The 17798-nt window shown below is 63.6% G+C and carries 13 protein-coding genes and 1 tRNA gene; 5 read left to right on the top strand and 9 right to left on the bottom strand.

Annotated elements, in window-relative coordinates; genetic code table 11:
- The first annotated feature begins 460 nt into the window (after window positions 1–460).
- The 3 genes from NZM16_RS03055 to argF all read left to right on the top strand — a co-directional run bounded on the left by NZM16_RS03055 (window position 461) and on the right by argF (window position 4177).
- Window positions 461–1879 (top strand): hypothetical protein, encoded by a 1419-nt coding sequence (locus NZM16_RS03055; RefSeq protein ID WP_295478470.1) that lies wholly within the window; start codon window positions 461–463, stop codon window positions 1877–1879.
- 254 nt (window positions 1880–2133) lie between these two features.
- The gene (locus tag NZM16_RS03060; RefSeq protein ID WP_295451736.1) at window positions 2134–3132 is read left to right on the top strand and encodes a threonine/serine dehydratase; all 999 of its coding nucleotides are present in this window, start codon (window positions 2134–2136) and stop codon (window positions 3130–3132) included.
- 115 nt (window positions 3133–3247) lie between these two features.
- Entirely contained in the window at window positions 3248–4177 is a 930-nt protein-coding gene (gene argF, locus NZM16_RS03065) for an ornithine carbamoyltransferase (RefSeq protein ID WP_295478472.1), read from the top strand.
- 62 nt (window positions 4178–4239) lie between these two features.
- On the opposite strand, the gene NZM16_RS03070 is transcribed toward argF, so the two are convergent.
- The 7 genes from NZM16_RS03070 to NZM16_RS03100 all read right to left on the bottom strand — a co-directional run bounded on the left by NZM16_RS03070 (window position 4240) and on the right by NZM16_RS03100 (window position 11243).
- A complete protein-coding gene (locus NZM16_RS03070; RefSeq protein WP_295478474.1) occupies window positions 4240–4863 on the bottom strand; it encodes a macro domain-containing protein in 624 nt (207 codons plus the stop codon).
- A gap of 210 nt (window positions 4864–5073) precedes the next feature.
- Window positions 5074–6300 carry a 23S rRNA (uracil(1939)-C(5))-methyltransferase RlmD gene (gene rlmD / locus NZM16_RS03075; protein WP_295478476.1) on the bottom strand — a complete coding sequence of 409 codons (1227 nt, stop codon included), beginning with the start codon at window positions 6298–6300 and terminating at the stop codon, window positions 5074–5076.
- Between the two features lie 195 nt (window positions 6301–6495).
- A complete protein-coding gene (locus tag NZM16_RS03080) occupies window positions 6496–7071 on the bottom strand; it encodes a hypothetical protein (protein WP_295451744.1) in 576 nt (191 codons plus the stop codon).
- A gap of 272 nt (window positions 7072–7343) precedes the next feature.
- Complete coding sequence (locus NZM16_RS03085; RefSeq protein WP_295451748.1) at window positions 7344–8285, bottom strand: bifunctional riboflavin kinase/FAD synthetase; 942 nt, start codon at window positions 8283–8285, stop codon at window positions 7344–7346.
- 287 nt (window positions 8286–8572) lie between these two features.
- Entirely contained in the window at window positions 8573–9463 is an 891-nt protein-coding gene (gene truB, locus NZM16_RS03090) for a tRNA pseudouridine(55) synthase TruB (protein WP_295478478.1), read from the bottom strand.
- A gap of 25 nt (window positions 9464–9488) precedes the next feature.
- Window positions 9489–10481 (bottom strand): GTPase Era, encoded by a 993-nt coding sequence (era, locus tag NZM16_RS03095; protein WP_295478480.1) that lies wholly within the window; start codon window positions 10479–10481, stop codon window positions 9489–9491.
- Between the two features lie 129 nt (window positions 10482–10610).
- A complete protein-coding gene (locus NZM16_RS03100) occupies window positions 10611–11243 on the bottom strand; it encodes a DUF2085 domain-containing protein (protein ID WP_295451754.1) in 633 nt (210 codons plus the stop codon).
- A 36-nt stretch (window positions 11244–11279) separates the two neighbouring features.
- On the opposite strand from NZM16_RS03100, the gene NZM16_RS03105 reads away from it, so the two are divergent.
- Window positions 11280–11363: transfer RNA gene (locus NZM16_RS03105), tRNA-Leu, on the top strand.
- Between the two features lie 359 nt (window positions 11364–11722).
- The gene (gene ftsH / locus NZM16_RS03110) at window positions 11723–13654 is read left to right on the top strand and encodes an ATP-dependent zinc metalloprotease FtsH (protein ID WP_295478482.1); all 1932 of its coding nucleotides are present in this window, start codon (window positions 11723–11725) and stop codon (window positions 13652–13654) included.
- A gap of 269 nt (window positions 13655–13923) precedes the next feature.
- Here ftsH and NZM16_RS03115 read toward each other — a convergent pair whose 3' ends face one another.
- Window positions 13924–16584, bottom strand: a complete 2661-nt coding sequence (locus NZM16_RS03115) for a glycosyltransferase family 39 protein (RefSeq protein WP_295478484.1) — start codon at window positions 16582–16584, stop codon at window positions 13924–13926.
- Window positions 16585–16876: 292 nt separating this feature from the next.
- A complete protein-coding gene (locus tag NZM16_RS03120) occupies window positions 16877–17584 on the bottom strand; it encodes an SIS domain-containing protein (protein WP_295478486.1) in 708 nt (235 codons plus the stop codon).
- Window positions 17585–17798 lie beyond the last annotated feature (214 nt).

The following is a 17798-nucleotide window of genomic DNA, read 5'->3' on the forward strand; positions in this document are numbered from 1 at the left end:
TTTGTGTTTTGGTTTTTGTGTTGGGGGTTGTTCCACTCGCCGTGGGGGGGGGTTTGGTGCTGGTGGGGGTGGTTGTTGTTTTTTTGGGGGTTTTTGGGGGGGGGGGGGGGGGGCCCCCCCCCCCCCGCACCGCCCCCGAAAACCCCCAAATGAAAGCAGTAGCGACCCGCACTGGGAAGAACACCCCGGCAGGGGCGATTCGACGAGCCCCTTCTCCTCTAGCGAAAGCTGAAAGAGAGGAGAGATCCAAACGGGGGTTGGGTGGCAGCCTTCGGCCGTTGCCCGGCCCCCGTCTTTCCTCATCGCCTTCGAAACGATTGAAGACAGGAGCACCCGCTGAATGGAATCCGGGCATGTCGTTTCGTTGAATGAGCGAAAAGCCCCGGATGACCTCCGAGATGGATTGACCTTCTCTTTACCTCGAGGGACAATTCTCATTAACCCCTGCTCGGGAGTGATCATGCGTCGACTATGGATCGCGTTGTTGATTTTGGCTGTGCTGGCCTGTAGCGCGGGGTCCGTTGCGCTGATCTGGTCCGCCGCCCAGCTGGCTTTCCGGCCGACCCTTGTCACCCCCACCCCGGCTGCTTCGTCCCTTCCCGGGTCGACCGCGACCGTTCCATCCTCAGGCGCTGTCCCTTTCCCATCCACCCCCTCGCCTTCCTTAACCCGCACGCCCCTTGGGGGAACGGCCACGCCGGATCTGAGGGTTTTCGATGGCATCGCCCGGGTCGTGGAAGGGATCCGGGGATTGCAGGCGACTGGGCCTTACACGCGTTCCCTGATGACTCAGGCGGAGCTGCGGGCGTATCAGGAGAAGAAGTTTGAGAAAGACTACACGCCGGAGGAAGCCCGTCAGGACACCCTCACCCTGGCCGCCTTCGATCTGCTGCCGTGGGATTTCAACCTGCGGGAGTTCCTTTTGGAGCTCTACACGGAGCAGATCGCCGGCTTTTACGATCCGGACACCAAGCAGTTCTTCGTGATCAGCGAGCAGGCGAGGCCGGGGGTTCTGGAGCGGGTCACGTTTGCCCACGAATACACGCACCTGCTCCAGGATCAGCATTTCGACCTGGTGGCCATGGGGTTCACCGATGATGAGAGGAAGCGACCCAAAGACGTAGACGATGACGCGATGCTCGCCCGGCGGGCGCTGGTGGAGGGCGATGCCACCCTCACCCAGCTGTTCTACCTGGGCCGTCTCTCCCAGGCGGAGCGACAGGAGTGGCTCGAGGCGGTTCAGCGCCAGCCCAGCGAGGTCTTCGATCGCGCCCCCCGGGTGATCCAGGAGGAGCTCCTCTTCCCCTATGACGCCGGCTTCACCTTCGTTCAGGCCCTGTATGAGCGAGGAGGTTGGGAGGCCATCAACGCCGCCTTCCGGGACCCACCGGCCTCCACGGAGCAGATCCTGCATCCGGAGAAGTTCTTCCGCCGGGAACGGCCCATTCGGGTGACGCTTCCACCCCTCACGGATACCTTGGGGAGCGGCTGGCAGCTGGTGGATGAGAATGTTCTGGGGGAGTTCTTCCTTCGAGTTTATCTGGAGGAACGGCTTCCCGCCTCCCAGGCGGAAGAGGCGGCCGCCGGATGGGGTGGGGATCGCTACGCGGTATATGTCAACGAAGCGGCCGGCCAGGATCTGCTTACGCTCGCGGTGGCCTGGGATGATGAGGCGGAGGCGCAGGAGTTCGTGGATGCGTATCGTGCCTACGCAACGGCTCGTTACGGCGGGGGTCCGGCCCGTGAAGCACAGGGCCAGGCCCTCTGGATCGGAAAAGATGTGCTGTGGCTGGAATGGCGCGGGGCGCGCATCCTGATCCTCCGCGGGCCCAGCGAGGAGGTAGTGGCCCGGGTCCGCCGGCAGATCGCCTGGCCATGAGGGATTCGCCTGGCATGGGGCGATGATTTCGAAGGGGAGGCACGGGGTCCGGGGGCCCACAGGGGCAGACACAGGGGCCTGACCATACGACATGCGCGATGCACCGGATCGTTTGTAGGGGCAACCCCCTGTGGTTGCCCCACATGGGGGCAGGCACAAGGGCCTGCCCCTACGACATGCGCGATGCACCATTTCGCCTGTCGAAACGAGGAACCAGCCCATCCCTCCTTTTCAGAGGCGGGAAACCGGAAACCATGGAAGAGTTCCCGAATGCTCCATCCCTCCCCCAGATTCTGGAGGCGCGCCGGATCCTGCGGCGGGCGCTGCTCCCCACCCCGCTGCGGACGTTCCCCCGCTTGAACCGCTGGATCCGGGGCGAGATCTGGTTGAAGCTCGAGGCCTGGCAGCCCACCGGCTCGTTTAAGGTTCGAGGGGCTCTGGCTCGGGTGGCGCATTTGACGCCAGCGGAACGTGCGCGAGGAGTAGTCACCGCTTCCGCCGGCAACCACGGCCTGGCCGTGGCCTTCGTCGCCCGGATGGGAGGTGGAATCCCTACCACGGTTTTCGTGCCGGAAACCGCCGCGCAGAATAAAATCCGGGCCCTGGAGAGCCTTGAGGTCCCCCTGAAGCGGGTTGGCTGGAGTTACGAGGAAGCCCACGCGGCCGCGCTGGCCTTCGCGGCATCGACGGGCGCCTGCTATATCCATGCCTATGAGGATCCCTGGGTGGTGGCTGGACAAGGGACCATCGCGCTGGAGATCTTAGAGGAGCTTCCGCAGGCGGACGCCGTGCTGGTGCCGGTGGGTGGGGGCGGGTTGATCAGCGGGATCGCGTTGGTTTATCAGGCGCTGGCCCCCCAGACCCGGATCATCGGTGTGCAAACCGAAGCCTCCCCGGCGCTGGCCGCCTCGTTGCGGGATGGACGGCTCTACGCGGATTATCCGGCGGGCCCGACCTTAGCGGACGGGCTGGCTGGCGGCGTGGGGGCGCTGGCCTACCAACTGGCCCGCCAGGGGGCCATTCACGAAGTGGTGGTGGTTCGGGAGGAGACCGTTCTGCGGGCCATCGGGCTGCTGGCCGTGGAAGCCCATCTCATTGGGGAAGGCTCCGGCGCCGTGGGCCTCGCAGCGCTTCTGGAAGATCCCGAGCGCTGGGTCGGGAAAAGGGTTGTCCTCATCCTCTCGGGGGGCAACCTGGATGGGGAGATCCTGAAACGGGCGGTGGAGGTCTTCCTGGCAGAGGGGTCTGTCTGAATCCGCAGCCCTCCGCCATCTCCCTGTTCCCCTTCTGGGAGACGCTCGGTGGCAAACGCATACCGTAAAGGCAATGCTGCCGGCAGACTATGACCTCAAAGGAGGCGAAGGTTCTATGGGCGCTTTACGCCACTTCATTTCCCTGGCTGACTGGACTCCGGAGGAGATTGAAGGATTGATCCTGGAAGCCGCCCGCATGAAGGCGGAGTGGAAAGCCGGGGTGCGGCCGCCGATCTTGGCTGGCAAGACCCTAGGGATGATCTTTGAGAAGCCCTCGTTGCGCACCCGGGTTTCCTTCGAAATGGCCATGCGCCACCTGGGCGGGGACGCCATCTATCTGTCCCCACAAGAGGTCGGCCTGGGCAAACGGGAGAGCGTGGCCGATGTCGCCCGGGTGCTCAGCCGCTACGTAGACGCCATCATGGCCCGCGTCTTCGCCCACTCCGTCCTGGAGGAGATGGCGCGCCACGCGACGGTCCCGGTCATCAACGGGCTCTCGGATGACGAGCACCCTTGCCAGGCCCTGGGGGATATGCTCACCGTCTACGAGAAGAAGGGGCGCCTGCGGGGCCTGAAGCTGGCCTTTGTGGGGGACGGGAACAACGTGGCCACGGCCCTGCTCTACATCTGCGCCATGCTCGGGGCCGATTTCGCCATCGCGACGCCCCCGGGCTACATGCTGAAGGATCCGGTCATCGAACGCGGGAGGGCCTTCGCCGCCCGCAGCGGCAGCCGCCTGCTGTTCACCCATGACCCAGTGGAGGCTGTGCGGGACGCCGATGTGATCTACACGGACGTGTGGGCGAGCATGGGGCAAGAGGCGGAGGCGGAGATCCGGCGACAGATCTTCCCGCCCTATCAGGTGAACGCCGCGCTGGTAGCGAGGGCGAAACCGGATGTCATCGTCATGCATTGCTTGCCGGCCCATCGCGGGGAGGAGATCACCGACGAGGTGGCGGATGGCCCGCATTCGGTGATCTTCGATCAGGCGGAGAACCGCCTCCACGCTCAGAAGGCGCTGCTGGTTCGCCTGCTGGGAGAGTAGGGTTCTGACTCGTTCTCCGGGGGTGCGGACTGCTGAAAATGGTCCGCACCCCGGGAAGAACCTCAGGAGATCCGCGGCGCCTCCCCGCGCCCCCCTTCATCCGGTGCTTCGCCGAAGCGCTCGCGAAAGGCGGCCTGGAAGGGGCGCAGGGTGGCCTCGTCCAGGATCACCACCCGGATCTCCCGAGGCGGCTCTCCCGGATGGGCAGCGGCGAAGGCGGCGATGGTCTCCCAGAAGATCGGCGCGGCCCGATCCTTCGGGAAGCCGAAGATGCCCGTGCTGATCGCGGGCATCGCGATCCGTTCGTATCCCTGGGCTCGGGCCGTCTTCAGGACGTTGCGGATCGCCTCCGCCAGCAGTTGATCCTCCCCCTGGGTCCCGCCGGCCCACACCGGCCCGACCGCGTGAAGGATGGCGCGGGCGTTGAGGTGCCCGGCGCCGGTGATGGCCACCCCGCCCACCGGGACCGGCCCGTGGCGGCGCACCCATTCATCGCTCTCCATCTGGATCTGTGGCCCTCCCTTTCGGGCCAGCGCCCCGGCGACGCCACCCCCGTGCTTTAAGTAGGCATTCGCCGCGTTCACCAGGGCGTCCGCCTCTTCTTCTGTGAGATCCCCATGCACCAGCTGGACGCGATGGCCGGAGGGAAGGGTCACTTCCGCGACAACCTGGCGGGGAGTTCCCACAGCGAACCACCTCCCAACGAATTGCACGGTCTGCACAGGGACAAGGCCCAGGGCAGGCCGTGGGCCTGCCCCGGCAAAACCCGTCATGTGCGGGGCGCTTTTTGGGGTGTCTCTGGGGATGCTTCCCTTCATAACCATTAAAGTTAAAATCATTCCGATCGCCTCCAGGATCCCCCCGGCAGCAACCCCTAGATGAGAGGGGCGAATTCGTTACGCTTTCTCAAATAATGAAACCATCTCGATATGATATGTTTGCGGAAACATATCGAAAGGCTGCACTTCCCGTAATTGATAGCCCCCATCGAGGATCCGGCGGGCGTCGCGGGCGAGGGTGGCGGGATCGCAAGAGACGTAGATCCATCGCTGGGGAGCCAGCCGCAGGAGGGCCTCCAGGGCCTCCCGTGAGCACCCCGACCGCGGTGGATCCACCACCACCACATCAAAGGGCCCCTCCAGGGTCGGGGCGACCGCCTCGACGGTCCCTGCCCGGATTTCCACATGAGGGAACCGAGCCAGGTTATGCTGGGCATCGGCTACCGCCGCCGGATGCGCCTCGATGCCCACCACCCGCCGGGCGAACGGCGCCAGATGAGCGGTGAACAGCCCGACCCCGCAGTAAGCATCCAGGACGGTCTCCGTCCCGTGCAGATCCGCCCTCTCCACCACATAATGGACGATCTGTTCGGCCACCGCGGTGTTGGTCTGGAAGAAACTGGGAGCTGAGATGCGGAAGAGAAAACCGCCCACCTCTTCGGTGAGATAATCCAGCCCGATCAGCGGGATGGCCTTCTCATCCTCCGTGAGGAGGATCAGGGAGACCCGCAGGTCGGTCTCCAGGATGGGCAGCTCATCCCCCTCTGTTTCGAAGATCACCATTTGATCACCGGTGCGAACACCGCCGCGCAGCGTGAGCCGCCGCAGGTCCAGCCCCTCGATGTCCAGGGCCTCATACAGTTCCTGAAGCATGGGATGGGCGATCCAGCAGCGGGTGATGGGGATGACTCGATGGGAGCGCATGGCCTGAAAGCCCAGGCGGCCATCGGGAGCTACAGAAAACTGGATCTGATTCCGGTAGCCCAGCGGGTCAGGGCTGGGAATCATCGGGCGCACTGGCGGATCCGCGATCTTCCCGATCCGGCGCAGCTGGTCCCGAACGATCTCGGCTTTATATTGCAGCTGGGCTTCGTAGCTCATATGCTGAAGATGACAGCCACCGCATTCCCCGAAATGAGCGCATGGAGGCTCCCGTCGCGCCGGGGAGGGGGTGATCACCTCCAGGATCTGTCCCCGGGCGTAAGAGCCCCGATCCTCCACCACTTCGATGTCCACGGTCTCCCCCGGGATGCCGAAGGGGACGAACACCACCTTGCCCTCGTGGCGGCCGATGGCCTCGCCCCCGTGGGCCATTCGCTCCAGGGTCAGACGGATTCGGGTCATTGGCAGGTTCTCCTCGTTCTCCCCTCTCTCTGCCGTTTCGTGCAATCAGCCAACCTGGCCGTCGATGCCAATTGGGTGCTGGTCTATCCCCTTCCAGGCGAACCATCCTGAGATCGGATAAAAGACTTCCCCAGGGAAGCGAATGGCGTGACCTCTAGGATTTCCTGACTCGGGCAAGAGGAAGCTCAATATGTTCTAATGGGTTGCCGGTGGGGCGGGGCGGGGCCCTCCTTTTGGATATGGCGCATGGCGGATGCGGACCACCGGCTGGCCGTAGAGGCGAAGGCCCATTTTGTCCTCCACCACCATTCGGGCCATTTGTAGGATTTCTCCTGCTTTCGTGGGGATCTCGACCTCCGGCGTCGTCAGAACATCCAGCTCCACCCGCAGTCCCTCTCGATGAGGGATCACCCGGGGGTGCACCTCAATCACATCCGCCAGCTGGTCCAGGTGATACTTCAGACGCTCCCGAATGGAGTCCACGGCCACCGCGACGATCGCGCCGCTCACCGCCGGCACCCGGACAATCCGACGGGGAGGCCGCACCTCGAAAAGCAGCCACAGAATGAGCAGGGCGTCCAGCCCCAGCGCCAGGAGGATCCCCACGCCGTAACGGATCTCCGGGCGGATCTGGTTAAGGATTTCAATCACGGCACCGGAGGCGGACTGGAGGAGTCGGGCGAGCTCCACCGGTGTGATCAGTAACACGCTGCACACAGGAATGGCGGTTAGGAGCATCAGCACCACGATCACACGGTTCAGGGTGTTCATCATGACCTCCAGGAGTGAGCTATCGCGGTTAAGGGTGCGGTTTCGATGGTTTCGCTCCCCGACCTGCCGGCGCTAGGCCTGGAGGGTGGGTCTCCCAATACGTCGGGATAGCGAGCTAGGCGATCCGCTACGGAAGCCCTGGGACCTCGTGAACAGGGCAGAGCGTTCCCCCGATCCCTGTTCGAGAGGTGCTGCTTCCCCCGCAGCCCAAAGAATTCAAAGAATCCCCTCTCACGGCCTGCAGGGCCGCGGGGCGGGAAGAGCACGGACGACTAATCGGAGTAAGCCGGGAGCGGGGCTGCGCCCAGGATCTCGCGGGCCCGGGCGATGTCCCGATGGATCTGGGCTGCCAGCTCAGGGACGGAGGGAAACTTGCGTTCCTCCCGGAGCCTCTCCATAAAGTGCAGCGTCAACGTTCGCCCATACAGGTCGCCGGTCCAGTCCAGCAGATGTGCTTCGACCACTCGCTCGCTGCTCTGATCGAAGGTCGGCCGCACCCCGATGTTCACCACGGCCATATGATGGATCCCCTCCGGCAGTTCCGCCCAGCACGCGTAAACCCCATTGGCAGGCAGCGCATGCTCGGGCCAGATGCTCAGGTTAGCGGTGGGAAACCCCAGGCGTTGCCCGCGGCCCGCGCCGGCCACCACCTCGCCGCTCGCGGAGAACGGCCGTCCCAGACATTCGGCGGCTGCCCGCACATCCCCTCGCTGCAGTGCCTCCCGGATGCGGCTGCTCCGCACCGGGCGCCCGCCCAGATGGAATTCCGTAGCGATGTGAAGAGTATAGCCATACCGGCGCCCCAGCTCCTCCAGCACCGGCAAAGTCCCCTCCCGGCGGTATCCCAGGGCGAAGTCCGGCCCCGCCCACAGCGCCCGCATGCCGATCCCAACGAGGCGCTCTACGAAATGCGCGGCCCGGATGCGGGCGGTCTCCAGAGTGAAAGGGATCTGAACCAGCACATCCACCCCCAGGCGGGCGATGTGGGCCCGCTTCTCCTCCGGAGAGGTCAGGTAAAAGGGGATCTCCCCGCGCAGGACCACCGCTGGATGAGGGAAGAACGTCACCACGATCGAACGCCAGCCATGGGCGCGGGCCATCGCTACCACCTGTCCGATCAGGGCCTGATGGCCCAGGTGCACGCCGTCGAAAGCCCCGACGGTCACTACCGAAGGAGTGGGCTCGATCTCCTCAAAACCCTGAGCAAACCGCATCGGGATGCTCCCTGGCTTCGAAAAATGGGCAGTGCTTCACCGCGGATGGGCAGGGAATGCGGCGTCGATGCCTCTTTGCCCTGCAACCCTCCCTCCATGAGGCCCAAAGGGCCTGATGGAGAAGGATTCGTTGATTTTTCGGGCAGATTGTGTAGCTTCAGGCGAGGGATCCAATCCCAGCATCCTCGGGAGGGAAGCCGGCCAGGCCTCTCCTCCCTTCTCCCCTGGGGAGGGGAGAGCAAAATCTTTTCTAACTCTAACAAAGCCCCCTGCGCCTGGAAGCGAGGCTATGGATCTTCCGGAAACACGCGCACGGGTTGCCAGCGTTCCCCATGGCGTTCCAGCAGGGCCAGCAATGTCCCATCGGGTCGATGCACGCGGAGCCGGGGGCCAGGGTGTGGAAGGGCCTCCACCGGGATGGGCTGTCCGTGCCGCAGCTGGTTCAGGATCCCAGGGGCTGGCGTGATCGGCGCCCAGTCCGGCAGGGCATCCTCCATCGGTCGAAGATAACGAAGCCAGTCCCCGGCTCGGGCGGCGGCCTCCAGGATCTCCCAGGGGATCGCCTCCGCCAGGGTGAAAGGGCCGCTGGCCAGCCGGCGCAGCTCCGTCAGATGGGCGCCGCACCCGAGCTGTTCCCCGATATCCCGGGCCAGCGCCCGGATATAGGTTCCCGCGGAGCAGGCGACCTCGATGGTCGCCCAGGGCGGGTTCCACTCCAGAAGGCGAAGCTCGTCGATCCGCACCCGTCGAGGGGGCGGCGCCACCGCTTCGCCGCGCCGGGCCTTCTCGTAGAGGCGCTCCCCCCCCTGCCGGATGGCCGCAAAGGCCGGCGGAGTTTGCAGGATTTCCCCCACAAAGGCGCGTAGCGCTTCCTCGAAAGATTCCCGGGAGACCTCGACGGGCCGCTCGCTGAGGATCCGCCCCTCTGCATCATCGGTATCCGTTCGGATTCCCAGACGGATCGTCGCCCGATAGCGCTTATCGTGGCCCAGCAGGAACTCAGCCAGCCGGGTCGCAGGCCCCACCAGGAGCACCAGCACCCCCGTCGCCAGGGGATCCAGCGTCCCCGCATGGCCGACGCGTCGGATGCGGGTGAGCCCTCGGACCCGCTCCACGGCGTCGTGGGAGGTCCATCCTTTCGGCTTATCCAGCACCAGCAATCCAGCAGGTGATTTCACGGCCGGAGTCCACCATTCGAGCTCTTCATCGGCGTCCTTTGCGCTCGCGCGGCAGGGCATAGCCCAGACGGCGCAGCTGCTCGGGATCCCGACGCCAGTTCTTTCGGACCTTCACCCAGAGCTCCAGATACACCGAGTGACCCAGGAGGGCTTCGATCTCCTGACGGGCGGCAGCCCCGATGCGCTTCAACATCTGACCGTTCTCACCGATCACAATCGGCTTGTGGGTTTCCTTCTCCACGTAAATCGTAGCCGCGATATAGGTCAGGTTCGGATGGCGGTCCACCCAATCGGTGATCTCCACGGCGATCCCGTGAGGGACCTCCTCGCGTAACAGGAGCAGGGCTTTCTCCCGGATGAGCTCCGCCACGATCATCTGAAGCGGCTGATCCGTGAGCGTTTCGGGATCGTAATATCGGGGCCCCTCCGGGAGATGGGCGATGATCCGTTCCAGAAGGAGATCCAGGTGATCGCCCCGGACCGCCGAGATCTGAACTTCCTCCCAGGGGAACGGAGGCTCCGCATCCGGCGGAGTGGGAGCCAACGCCCGGTAGGCCGCCAGGTGGCTCTCCCGGTCAGACCTCAGCAGGTCCATCTTGTTCAGCGCCAGGATCACTGGCTTGTCCGCTGCCTGTTCCTTCAGCAGATCCGCGATCAGGCGATCCTCATCGTCGGGCCACTGGGAGGCGTCGACCATGAAAACGATCACATCCGCATCCGGGATCGTGCGACGGGCCACTTCCACCATATATTCTCCCAATTTGTGGAACGGATGATGAATACCTGGAGTGTCCATGAAGATCACCTGGGCATCCGGCCGCGTCAGCACGCCCAGGATCCGATGCCGGGTGGTTTGCGGCTTCGGCGATACGATGGAGATCTTGGCGCCGAGATAGGCGTTCAGCAGTGTGGATTTCCCCACATTGGGCTTGCCGATAATGGCCACAAAACCGGAGCGATGGCCCGGGGGAACCTCTTCGTATTCCGGGAAAGCCAGCGGCGGTTCCTGCTCGTTCACGGATGGATCTCCTCCAGCAAGTTCTGGTTCATATCTAAACCAACGGCGGTGCCCCAGCCCCCAAACTCGGGGAGAGCTCGAAAGTCACACGTGGCGTTGAGGATCGCCAGACAGCGGGTTCCCGAGCGATCAAGCCGGATGGGATCGCTCCTCCCATGTTGCCCACTCCAGCAGCCACAGGCGTGTGAAGAGCGTCCAGGCGAAGGTGCTGCCGAACAAAACGCCGGTGAGGACCCGCAGGAACGGCGTGCTCTCCCGGGGCGTTACAGGGCCTACGAGCGCCAGAACGTAAGATACGAATTGGGAACCTCCATCCAGGGCGATGGGGACCAGGCCGAACACGAGGAAGGCCCATACGGGCAACGGACGCCAGGGCCGCCCACGGAGGAGCATAGCGGTGACCGTCAACGCCATGGCTCCATAGATGGCCAGATCGCGCTGGCAAAGGGCGATTTTCCAACCGGTCTCCGGATCGCCGATGAAGGTGCGGGGCCAGGGATAACCTGGCAACCGCTCCAGGCCGACCCGTTCCTTCAGATCTTCCAGCGTATAGGTCGGATGCTCGCCGAACAGGAAGAAGGAGCGCTGAGGAAGCTGATGACACAGGAAGGAATAGACAGTGTAAAGAATCGATGCAGGCTGGTGAAGCCCGGTCTTCATGAGCACCGGAGGCAGGAGCGCCCCGATCACGTAGATCCAGAGCCCGAGGGCGAGCAGCTGAACGGAGTATGGGATCCTGCGATCCGCTGTCTTGACAGGCATTCGAGGCTCCTTTTAGAATGGGACATGATGAAATACGCCGGGGTGGCGGAACTGGAAGACGCGCCTGACTCAAAATCAGGTGGCCGCAAGGCCGTGCGGGTTCGACTCCCGCCCCCGGCATCTGGGTTGTGATTCTACGTCATTTTACCCTTTTCCCCGTCTCCTTGGCCTTCCAGGTTCTCACTCCCTCAAGTGGCGATCCATTTGTTGCGGAATTTTCGTGGGCCGCGGGCCGCCTCTGAGGGTCTGCACTCCGCGAAAGGGCGAATTCCCAGGGGGATCCCAACAGGACGCCACGCTCTTCGTTTGTCCAGAGTCGGGGTATCACGATCCAGAGGTTTTCCCATCGAAGAGCTTGGGCCGGCTCACGCGTCTTCGATGCCCAGCCCAATCCCTGAACTGATCCTTCCTCGCAAAGGGGATTTTCGAGGATTTGCGTGATATAATCGAAGTGGAATTCGGAGGACAGGAGGTCGCTTGTGAATTCGGCGCGGTTGCGCAATGGGTTGATTGGGCTCCTCATCGCCATCACCCTGATCGTGTTCCTGGCCATGGGCCGAGGGGCCGGGGGGCGTGGGGAGTCGGTCTCCCTCACGGATATCGCCGCCCGTCTGGAGGCCGGTGAGGTCAAGAAGGTGGTGGTCAGCGGGGACTACATGCAGGTGGAGTTGAAGAACGGCAAGATCCTAACCGCCGTGAAAGAGAGCGGCTCCACCTTCCTGGATCAGATGAAGGCCCTGGGGGTGCCGGAGGATAAGCTCCGGAGCATCCAGTATGTCCCGGAGCGCCCCAACGAGTGGGGAAGCATCCTCATCGCCTTCCTGACCTACGGGCTGCCGGTCCTGCTGGTGGTCGGCCTCTTTTACTTCATCCTGCGCCAGGCTCAGGCTCCTGGGAATCAGGCCTTCAATTTCAGCAAGAGCCGGGCCCGGATGTTCACGGGTGAGCGGCCCACCGTGACCTTCGATGACGTGGCCGGGGCCGATGAGGCCAAGCAGGAGCTCCAGGAGGTGGTGGAGTTCCTGAAAGAGCCCGAGAAGTTCATCGCCCTCGGTGCCCGCATCCCCAAGGGGGTCCTCCTGGTCGGCCCGCCGGGCACCGGCAAAACCCTTCTGGCCAAGGCGGTCTCCGGCGAGGCGGGCGTGCCCTTCTTTTCGATCTCTGGCTCCGAGTTTGTGGAGATGTTCGTCGGTGTGGGCGCCGCGCGGGTGCGGGATCTGTTCGAGCAGGCCAAGCGGCACAGCCCGTGCATCGTGTTCATCGATGAGATCGACGCGGTGGGGCGCTATCGCGGCGCCGGCATCGGCGGCAGCCACGACGAACGGGAACAGACCCTCAACCAGATCCTGGTGGAGATGGATGGGTTCGACACCGACACCAACGTGATCATCATGGCCGCCACGAACCGCCCGGACATCCTGGATCCGGCCCTTCTGCGCCCCGGGCGGTTCGACCGTCGGGTGATCCTGGACCGTCCGGATGTGAAGGGGCGGGAGGCGATCTTCCGGGTGCACCTGCGCGGCAAGCCCCTGGACGATGACGTGGATGTCTCCGTCCTGGCCCGCGCCACTCCCGGCTTCGTGGGCGCGGATATCGCCAACGTCGTCAACGAGGCGGCCATCCTGGCGGCACGCAAGAACAAGAAGAAGATCTCGATGAAGGACTTCGAGGAAGCCGTCGAGAAGGTCATCGCCGGCCCGGAGCGCAAGAGCCGGATCATCACCGATCGGGAGAAGCGGATCATCGCCTACCACGAGGCTGGCCACGCGGTGGTCGCCTATTACCTGCCGAACTGCGATCCCGTGCACAAGGTCACGATCATCCCGCGGGGGATGGCGGGTGGATACACCCTGGCCCTCCCCGAGGAGGATCGCACCCTGTGGACCCGGTCCAAGTTTCTGGATGATATGGCGATGGCGCTGGGCGGACGTGCGGCGGAGGAGATCGTCTTCGGCGATATCACCACCGGGGCGGCGGAGGACCTGGAGCGGGTCACGGAGCTGGCCCGGGCGATGGTGACCCGTTACGGCATGAGCGAGAAGCTGGGCCCCATGGTCTTCGGCAGGAAGGAGGAGCTGATCTTCCTGGGCAAAGAGATCGCCGAGCAGCGGGATTACAGCGACGCCGTGGCCCAGGAGATCGACGCGGAGGTCCGCCGTCTGGTGATGGAAGCCTACGAACGGGCCAAGCGGATCCTCACCGAGCACCGGGACAAGCTGGAGGTGGTGGCTCAGAAGCTCATGGAGCTGGAGACGCTGGATGCTGAGACCTTCCGGGCGATTATGGAAGGGCGCACGCCCCCGGAGCCGAAGGCGCCGGGGACAGCGGGCCCGACCCCTCACCCGAGCGCCCCTCAACCCAGCGCTCCCGCGCCAGGCCCAGGGCCTGCGCCGTTCCCTGTGCCCGCGTGACCTCAGTCGAACCGATGGCGGCGAGGAAGGGCGGATGGTCTCACCATCCGCCCTTTTTTTATCTTGCGAGCCTAAGATCTGAGGGGATAGACGGGCGACGAAGCCCCCCTCCAGTTGCTCCCTTCTCTGCGCCGTGCACGGTATGGAGAGGGGGAATTTCCCGAATAAGCGAGGCTGCCGTAGCGGCTTCCCCGCTCCCGATAATCGGGGAGAGGCCATCGGCACCGTGGAAGCCCCCCAGATTTACGGCCTTAGAAACAGGGTGTCCGTCAGGGTCGAATGTCGATTTCCCCCAGGGGCACCGCGTCCATCGGATAGCGCTCCCCCGAGGGATCCACAGCCCTCCAACGCCCTTCCTCGGAATACCAGCCGACGAAAATCTGGTATCGGCCAGCCGCCAGATCCGCCGGAATCTGAAGCCCATGCACGTCCTCTATGTATTCCCCGGGCTCCCAGGTTAAAACCGGTCGCCGTCCGCCCTGAGGTGGCCCGTCGCCCGTTGCCAGGGGCGGTTGATCCGGTTCCCGACCCAGATGAACGAACACCACTCCGGGCCGTTCCGGGCGGCGAAGGGCACGCCAGGCCAGGCGGATCTCCACCGTTTGACCCGGTGCGGCCTGCCGCGGCTGGATCTCATATCGATCCAGACAAACCTCATCCCCAAAGCATGCCCGCCCCTGGAGAGCCAGCGGGATCGGCTTTCGGCGCATCGGCCACGACGAGAGGCTCAGGGTGAAGATCGGATGTCCCCGGCGATAAAAAGGCCAGCGCGTTTCCCAGGGGATCTCGTTTCCTCTTTCATCGTATAGAATCAGGCGAATCTGGCCATGCCCACGGAGATCTGGGGGAATAGGGAGAATGAGCCGCTGGGCGATGATCTGGCCAGCCCCCCATTGGGGGGCCGGGAAAGGGGAAGGGCCGATGGGGCCCTGAAGCAACAGGTGTCGGATGGTTCCCTGCTGCCAGAACAGGGCCATCGAGCGAGCGGCGGGTGGAGTGGCGTCGGATCGCCAGAGCAGGCGAACCGGCAAACCCAGGCCGGGGAAGTAAGGCGGGTGCACCTCCGGCTCGAAGGAAAGGAGCTGGAGGCCCCCGGCGGAGCGGGCGATGGGCGATCGGAGGATGGCCGGCCTGGTATCGCCTTCGAGGGGAAAGGGCGGTGATTCCCACATCGGCGCTCCGTTGGCCGGGATCCGGCGATCCAGATCGAAGGCTTCGACCCGGAGCCGGTAAGTTCCCGGAGGAAGGCCGGGGGGCAAGCTCAGACGCACCTGTTGGCGCACCAGCTGCCCGCTGGGCCACCGTTCGGGCGGATAGGAAGGCCAGATGGGCTGCACCTCTTCTACCCAGACAGTCCCCGTTTCATCGACCAGCCGGATTCTCAGCCACAGGTTAACAGAGGAAGCTGTTCCCTTCTCCCAGAAGAACCACCAGTGGGGGGTGGGACCACGCCCCTCTGGACCTTCCAGCCATCGGAGATGCAGATAAGGAGGCAAGTGAAGATCTACCGGGATTGCTCGGGAAGACGGCGGCCGATCGGTCGCATAGAGCTCGAAGACCAGCACCCGGACCCAGATGTTGCGGCTTGGGAATACCTGCTGGGTCAGGTAGCGACCGTGCTCGCTCAGCCAGCGGAACAGGATCTGGTTCGGCCGGGATAGGGTTTCCTGGGAAAGGCCCACGATCAGCCAGAGGCGCTCGGGCGCTTTCGAGGAGGATTCTAAGATACGCACCAGCTCATTTTGCTCTTCGCCGTCCCGGCCGGTCAGGAGGAGCGGAGCAGGACCTCGATAATAATAATTTGCCAGCGGTGTGAGGGTCAGATCCTGCAGGATCACCAGATCCCCGTCTGTAGCTCTCTGGCTGACCCACGCTAAGGCCCCTCGCCAGTCATCTTTTAACGGATATGGTTCTGAAAAATACCGCCAATTGCCGAGGATCATGCCAGCGACGATGAGCAGGCTGGCCAGGATCCCGGTAGGCAGGTGATGCCGGATCAGCGTGGTTATGCCCGCGGAGGCCAGGATATAAGCGATGGGGGTGACCGGGAAGAGATGTCGGATGTTTTGATAGAGAGGCTTCAGGTGGGAGAGCCCATACAGGAGAAGGGGCGGGCCCATAAAGGAAATCCCCAGCAGCAATCCGATCGACGGGCTGCGCCGTGCGAGGCGCCAGGCCCCAAGGGCCATCACGCCGACCCATATCCACTGAACAGGTCGCCACAGTGGGTCATCGTAGGGAAAAGCCATCCCGAACGCAGAAGCGCGAAGCAGGTCGGTGATCATTGCAGTGAGAGGAATGAAGTAATAATCCCGTTCCGGGCCGCTCAGCAACCTCTGATAAAAGAAAGGCAGGAAGGGTAAGATTCCGGCGAGCACAAGCAGAAATGAAGACCTCAGCCGCTTCAGATTGCGCGGAGGCCGGAGGATCGCCCAGATCCATATCGATAGAAGCAGCAGAAGGGAGATATAATGGGTCAAAACCATAGTCAGCATCGTCGCGATGACGGCAACTGCGGTAGTTGGACGTCGAGTTGTGCTTTCATTCGCAGAAAGTAGCAGGTAATACAGAAGAGCGCCTTCCATGGCCAGCAGGGTATACATCCTGGCCTCCTGGCCATACCAGACATACAGGGGAGAGATGGCGAAGAGGACGGCAGCGACCCAGGCGGCGGTGGGCTCTCGCAGGCGTTTCCAGATCACCCATGCAATCGCGATGATGAGGACGGAAGCGGACGCGGACGGGAAGCGAAGCGAGAACTCGCTGTCGCCAGCCAGGGCGACCCAGGTCTTGAGGAGGATGAAATAGAGAGGGGGATGATTGTCGATCGTCTCAATTGCATGGACTCCGCGCAGAACAATCCGACCCTGCAGAGTCTCCATCCATGGCGCTTGAGCTCGATAGAGGCTTAACCCCTCATCGTTCCACAAAGCCGGCCCTCCAAGCTGGTGAAGCCGAAGGCCAAAAGCCACGAGAAAGATCAGGGCACAGAAAGCTATTGTCCACTTGCTACCTGTCCAGCGTGGGAGTTCGGGCATCCTTAGATACCTTCGTTCCTTCGAAAGTCTTGACTTCCCAGAGGGCGATGATTTGTCTGCGTTGTTCGTCCGGAATCCGGGCCTGCTTGCTCCGTCGCATCATTGATGCGGTGACGGAATAAAGAACCCTCGGCCAGATCTGTCGGGCGCGGTTTCCGATGGGCGGCCTCTCTGCATGTCCACGCTAGATCAGAAGCGTGACGCGCCCCCGATAACGGCTACGCAGCTCCTGATTATAAGCGTCTGCCCCTTCCAGGTTCCCGGACCGGAAGAGAGGGGGGCGGACGCCACGGTTCAGCAGCTGAGCGGCCGCCTCGCTGATCACCGCTTGCAGAAGGGCAGCGCCGATCACGGTGGAGGTGGGCCCAACGGAAAGATCGGCATCCAGGGGGATCACGGCGTCGCCGGGAGCCCCCAGGGTGTCCAGGATCACATCGGCGATCTCGAAAAGGCGTTTGCCGGACGAATGGCGGGAGGGCAGGGAGCGGCTGAAGGCCACCGCGGTCACGGCGATCACTGGAAGGCCATGCTGCTTGCCGTGGAGGGCCACTTCGATCGGGGCCGGGTTACGGCCGGAATGGGAGATCACGATCAGAACGTCGCCGGGGTGGAAGGTGTGAGCGCTTAACAGGACGGAAACGAAGCCCTCCAACCGCTCAGCCCGTCCGAAAAGCGGATCGAATATGGGATTCACGTTGGCGAACCCGCCAGCGCGCCCCGCGATATCCAGCGCCACCAGCTGGGAGTGGCCGCTTCCAAAGACATGGAGGATCCGATCTCCAGCGACCGCTTCGGCAATCAGGCGGGCGGCCAGCGGAATGGTCTCCTGGTTTGCCTCAAAGGCCCGCTGGAGTTGATCGATGGTTGCTTCACGATAGCGGATCCAGCTCATCGCTGCTTCCTCCCTTTGTCTTCTGATTAGGGTCTGATTTGAGATGTTCGAGGGAGAGGCAGGGGATCTTCAACCTCCAGCCTCTCCCCTCATAGCCCTCCGTGAGGGCTTCCTGGCCCTCGGATCCAGGAGGAGGCATTCTCCACTACAATGAGAGCATAATCGATGCGATGACAGGGCCGTCCATCTCACCCCAATCCCCAAGTTTAACGCA

It is taken from the genome of Thermoflexus sp., from assembly GCF_025055495.1.
In the GTDB taxonomy this organism is placed as follows: Bacteria; Chloroflexota; Anaerolineae; order Thermoflexales; family Thermoflexaceae; genus Thermoflexus.

Coding starts and splice junctions, on each gene's coding strand:
- NZM16_RS03060 (WP_295451736.1), top strand. CDS start 2,134: ATGGAAGAGTTCCCGAATGCTCCATCCCTCCCCCAGATTCTGGAGGCG.
- NZM16_RS03080 (WP_295451744.1), bottom strand. CDS start 7,071: ATGAACACCCTGAACCGTGTGATCGTGGTGCTGATGCTCCTAACCGCC.
- NZM16_RS03120 (WP_295478486.1), bottom strand. CDS start 17,584: ATGAGCTGGATCCGCTATCGTGAAGCAACCATCGATCAACTCCAGCGG.
- rlmD (WP_295478476.1), bottom strand. CDS start 6,300: ATGACCCGAATCCGTCTGACCCTGGAGCGAATGGCCCACGGGGGCGAG.
- NZM16_RS03085 (WP_295451748.1), bottom strand. CDS start 8,285: ATGCGGTTTGCTCAGGGTTTTGAGGAGATCGAGCCCACTCCTTCGGTA.
- argF (WP_295478472.1), top strand. CDS start 3,248: ATGGGCGCTTTACGCCACTTCATTTCCCTGGCTGACTGGACTCCGGAG.
- NZM16_RS03100 (WP_295451754.1), bottom strand. CDS start 11,243: ATGCCTGTCAAGACAGCGGATCGCAGGATCCCATACTCCGTTCAGCTG.
- NZM16_RS03055 (WP_295478470.1), top strand. CDS start 461: ATGCGTCGACTATGGATCGCGTTGTTGATTTTGGCTGTGCTGGCCTGT.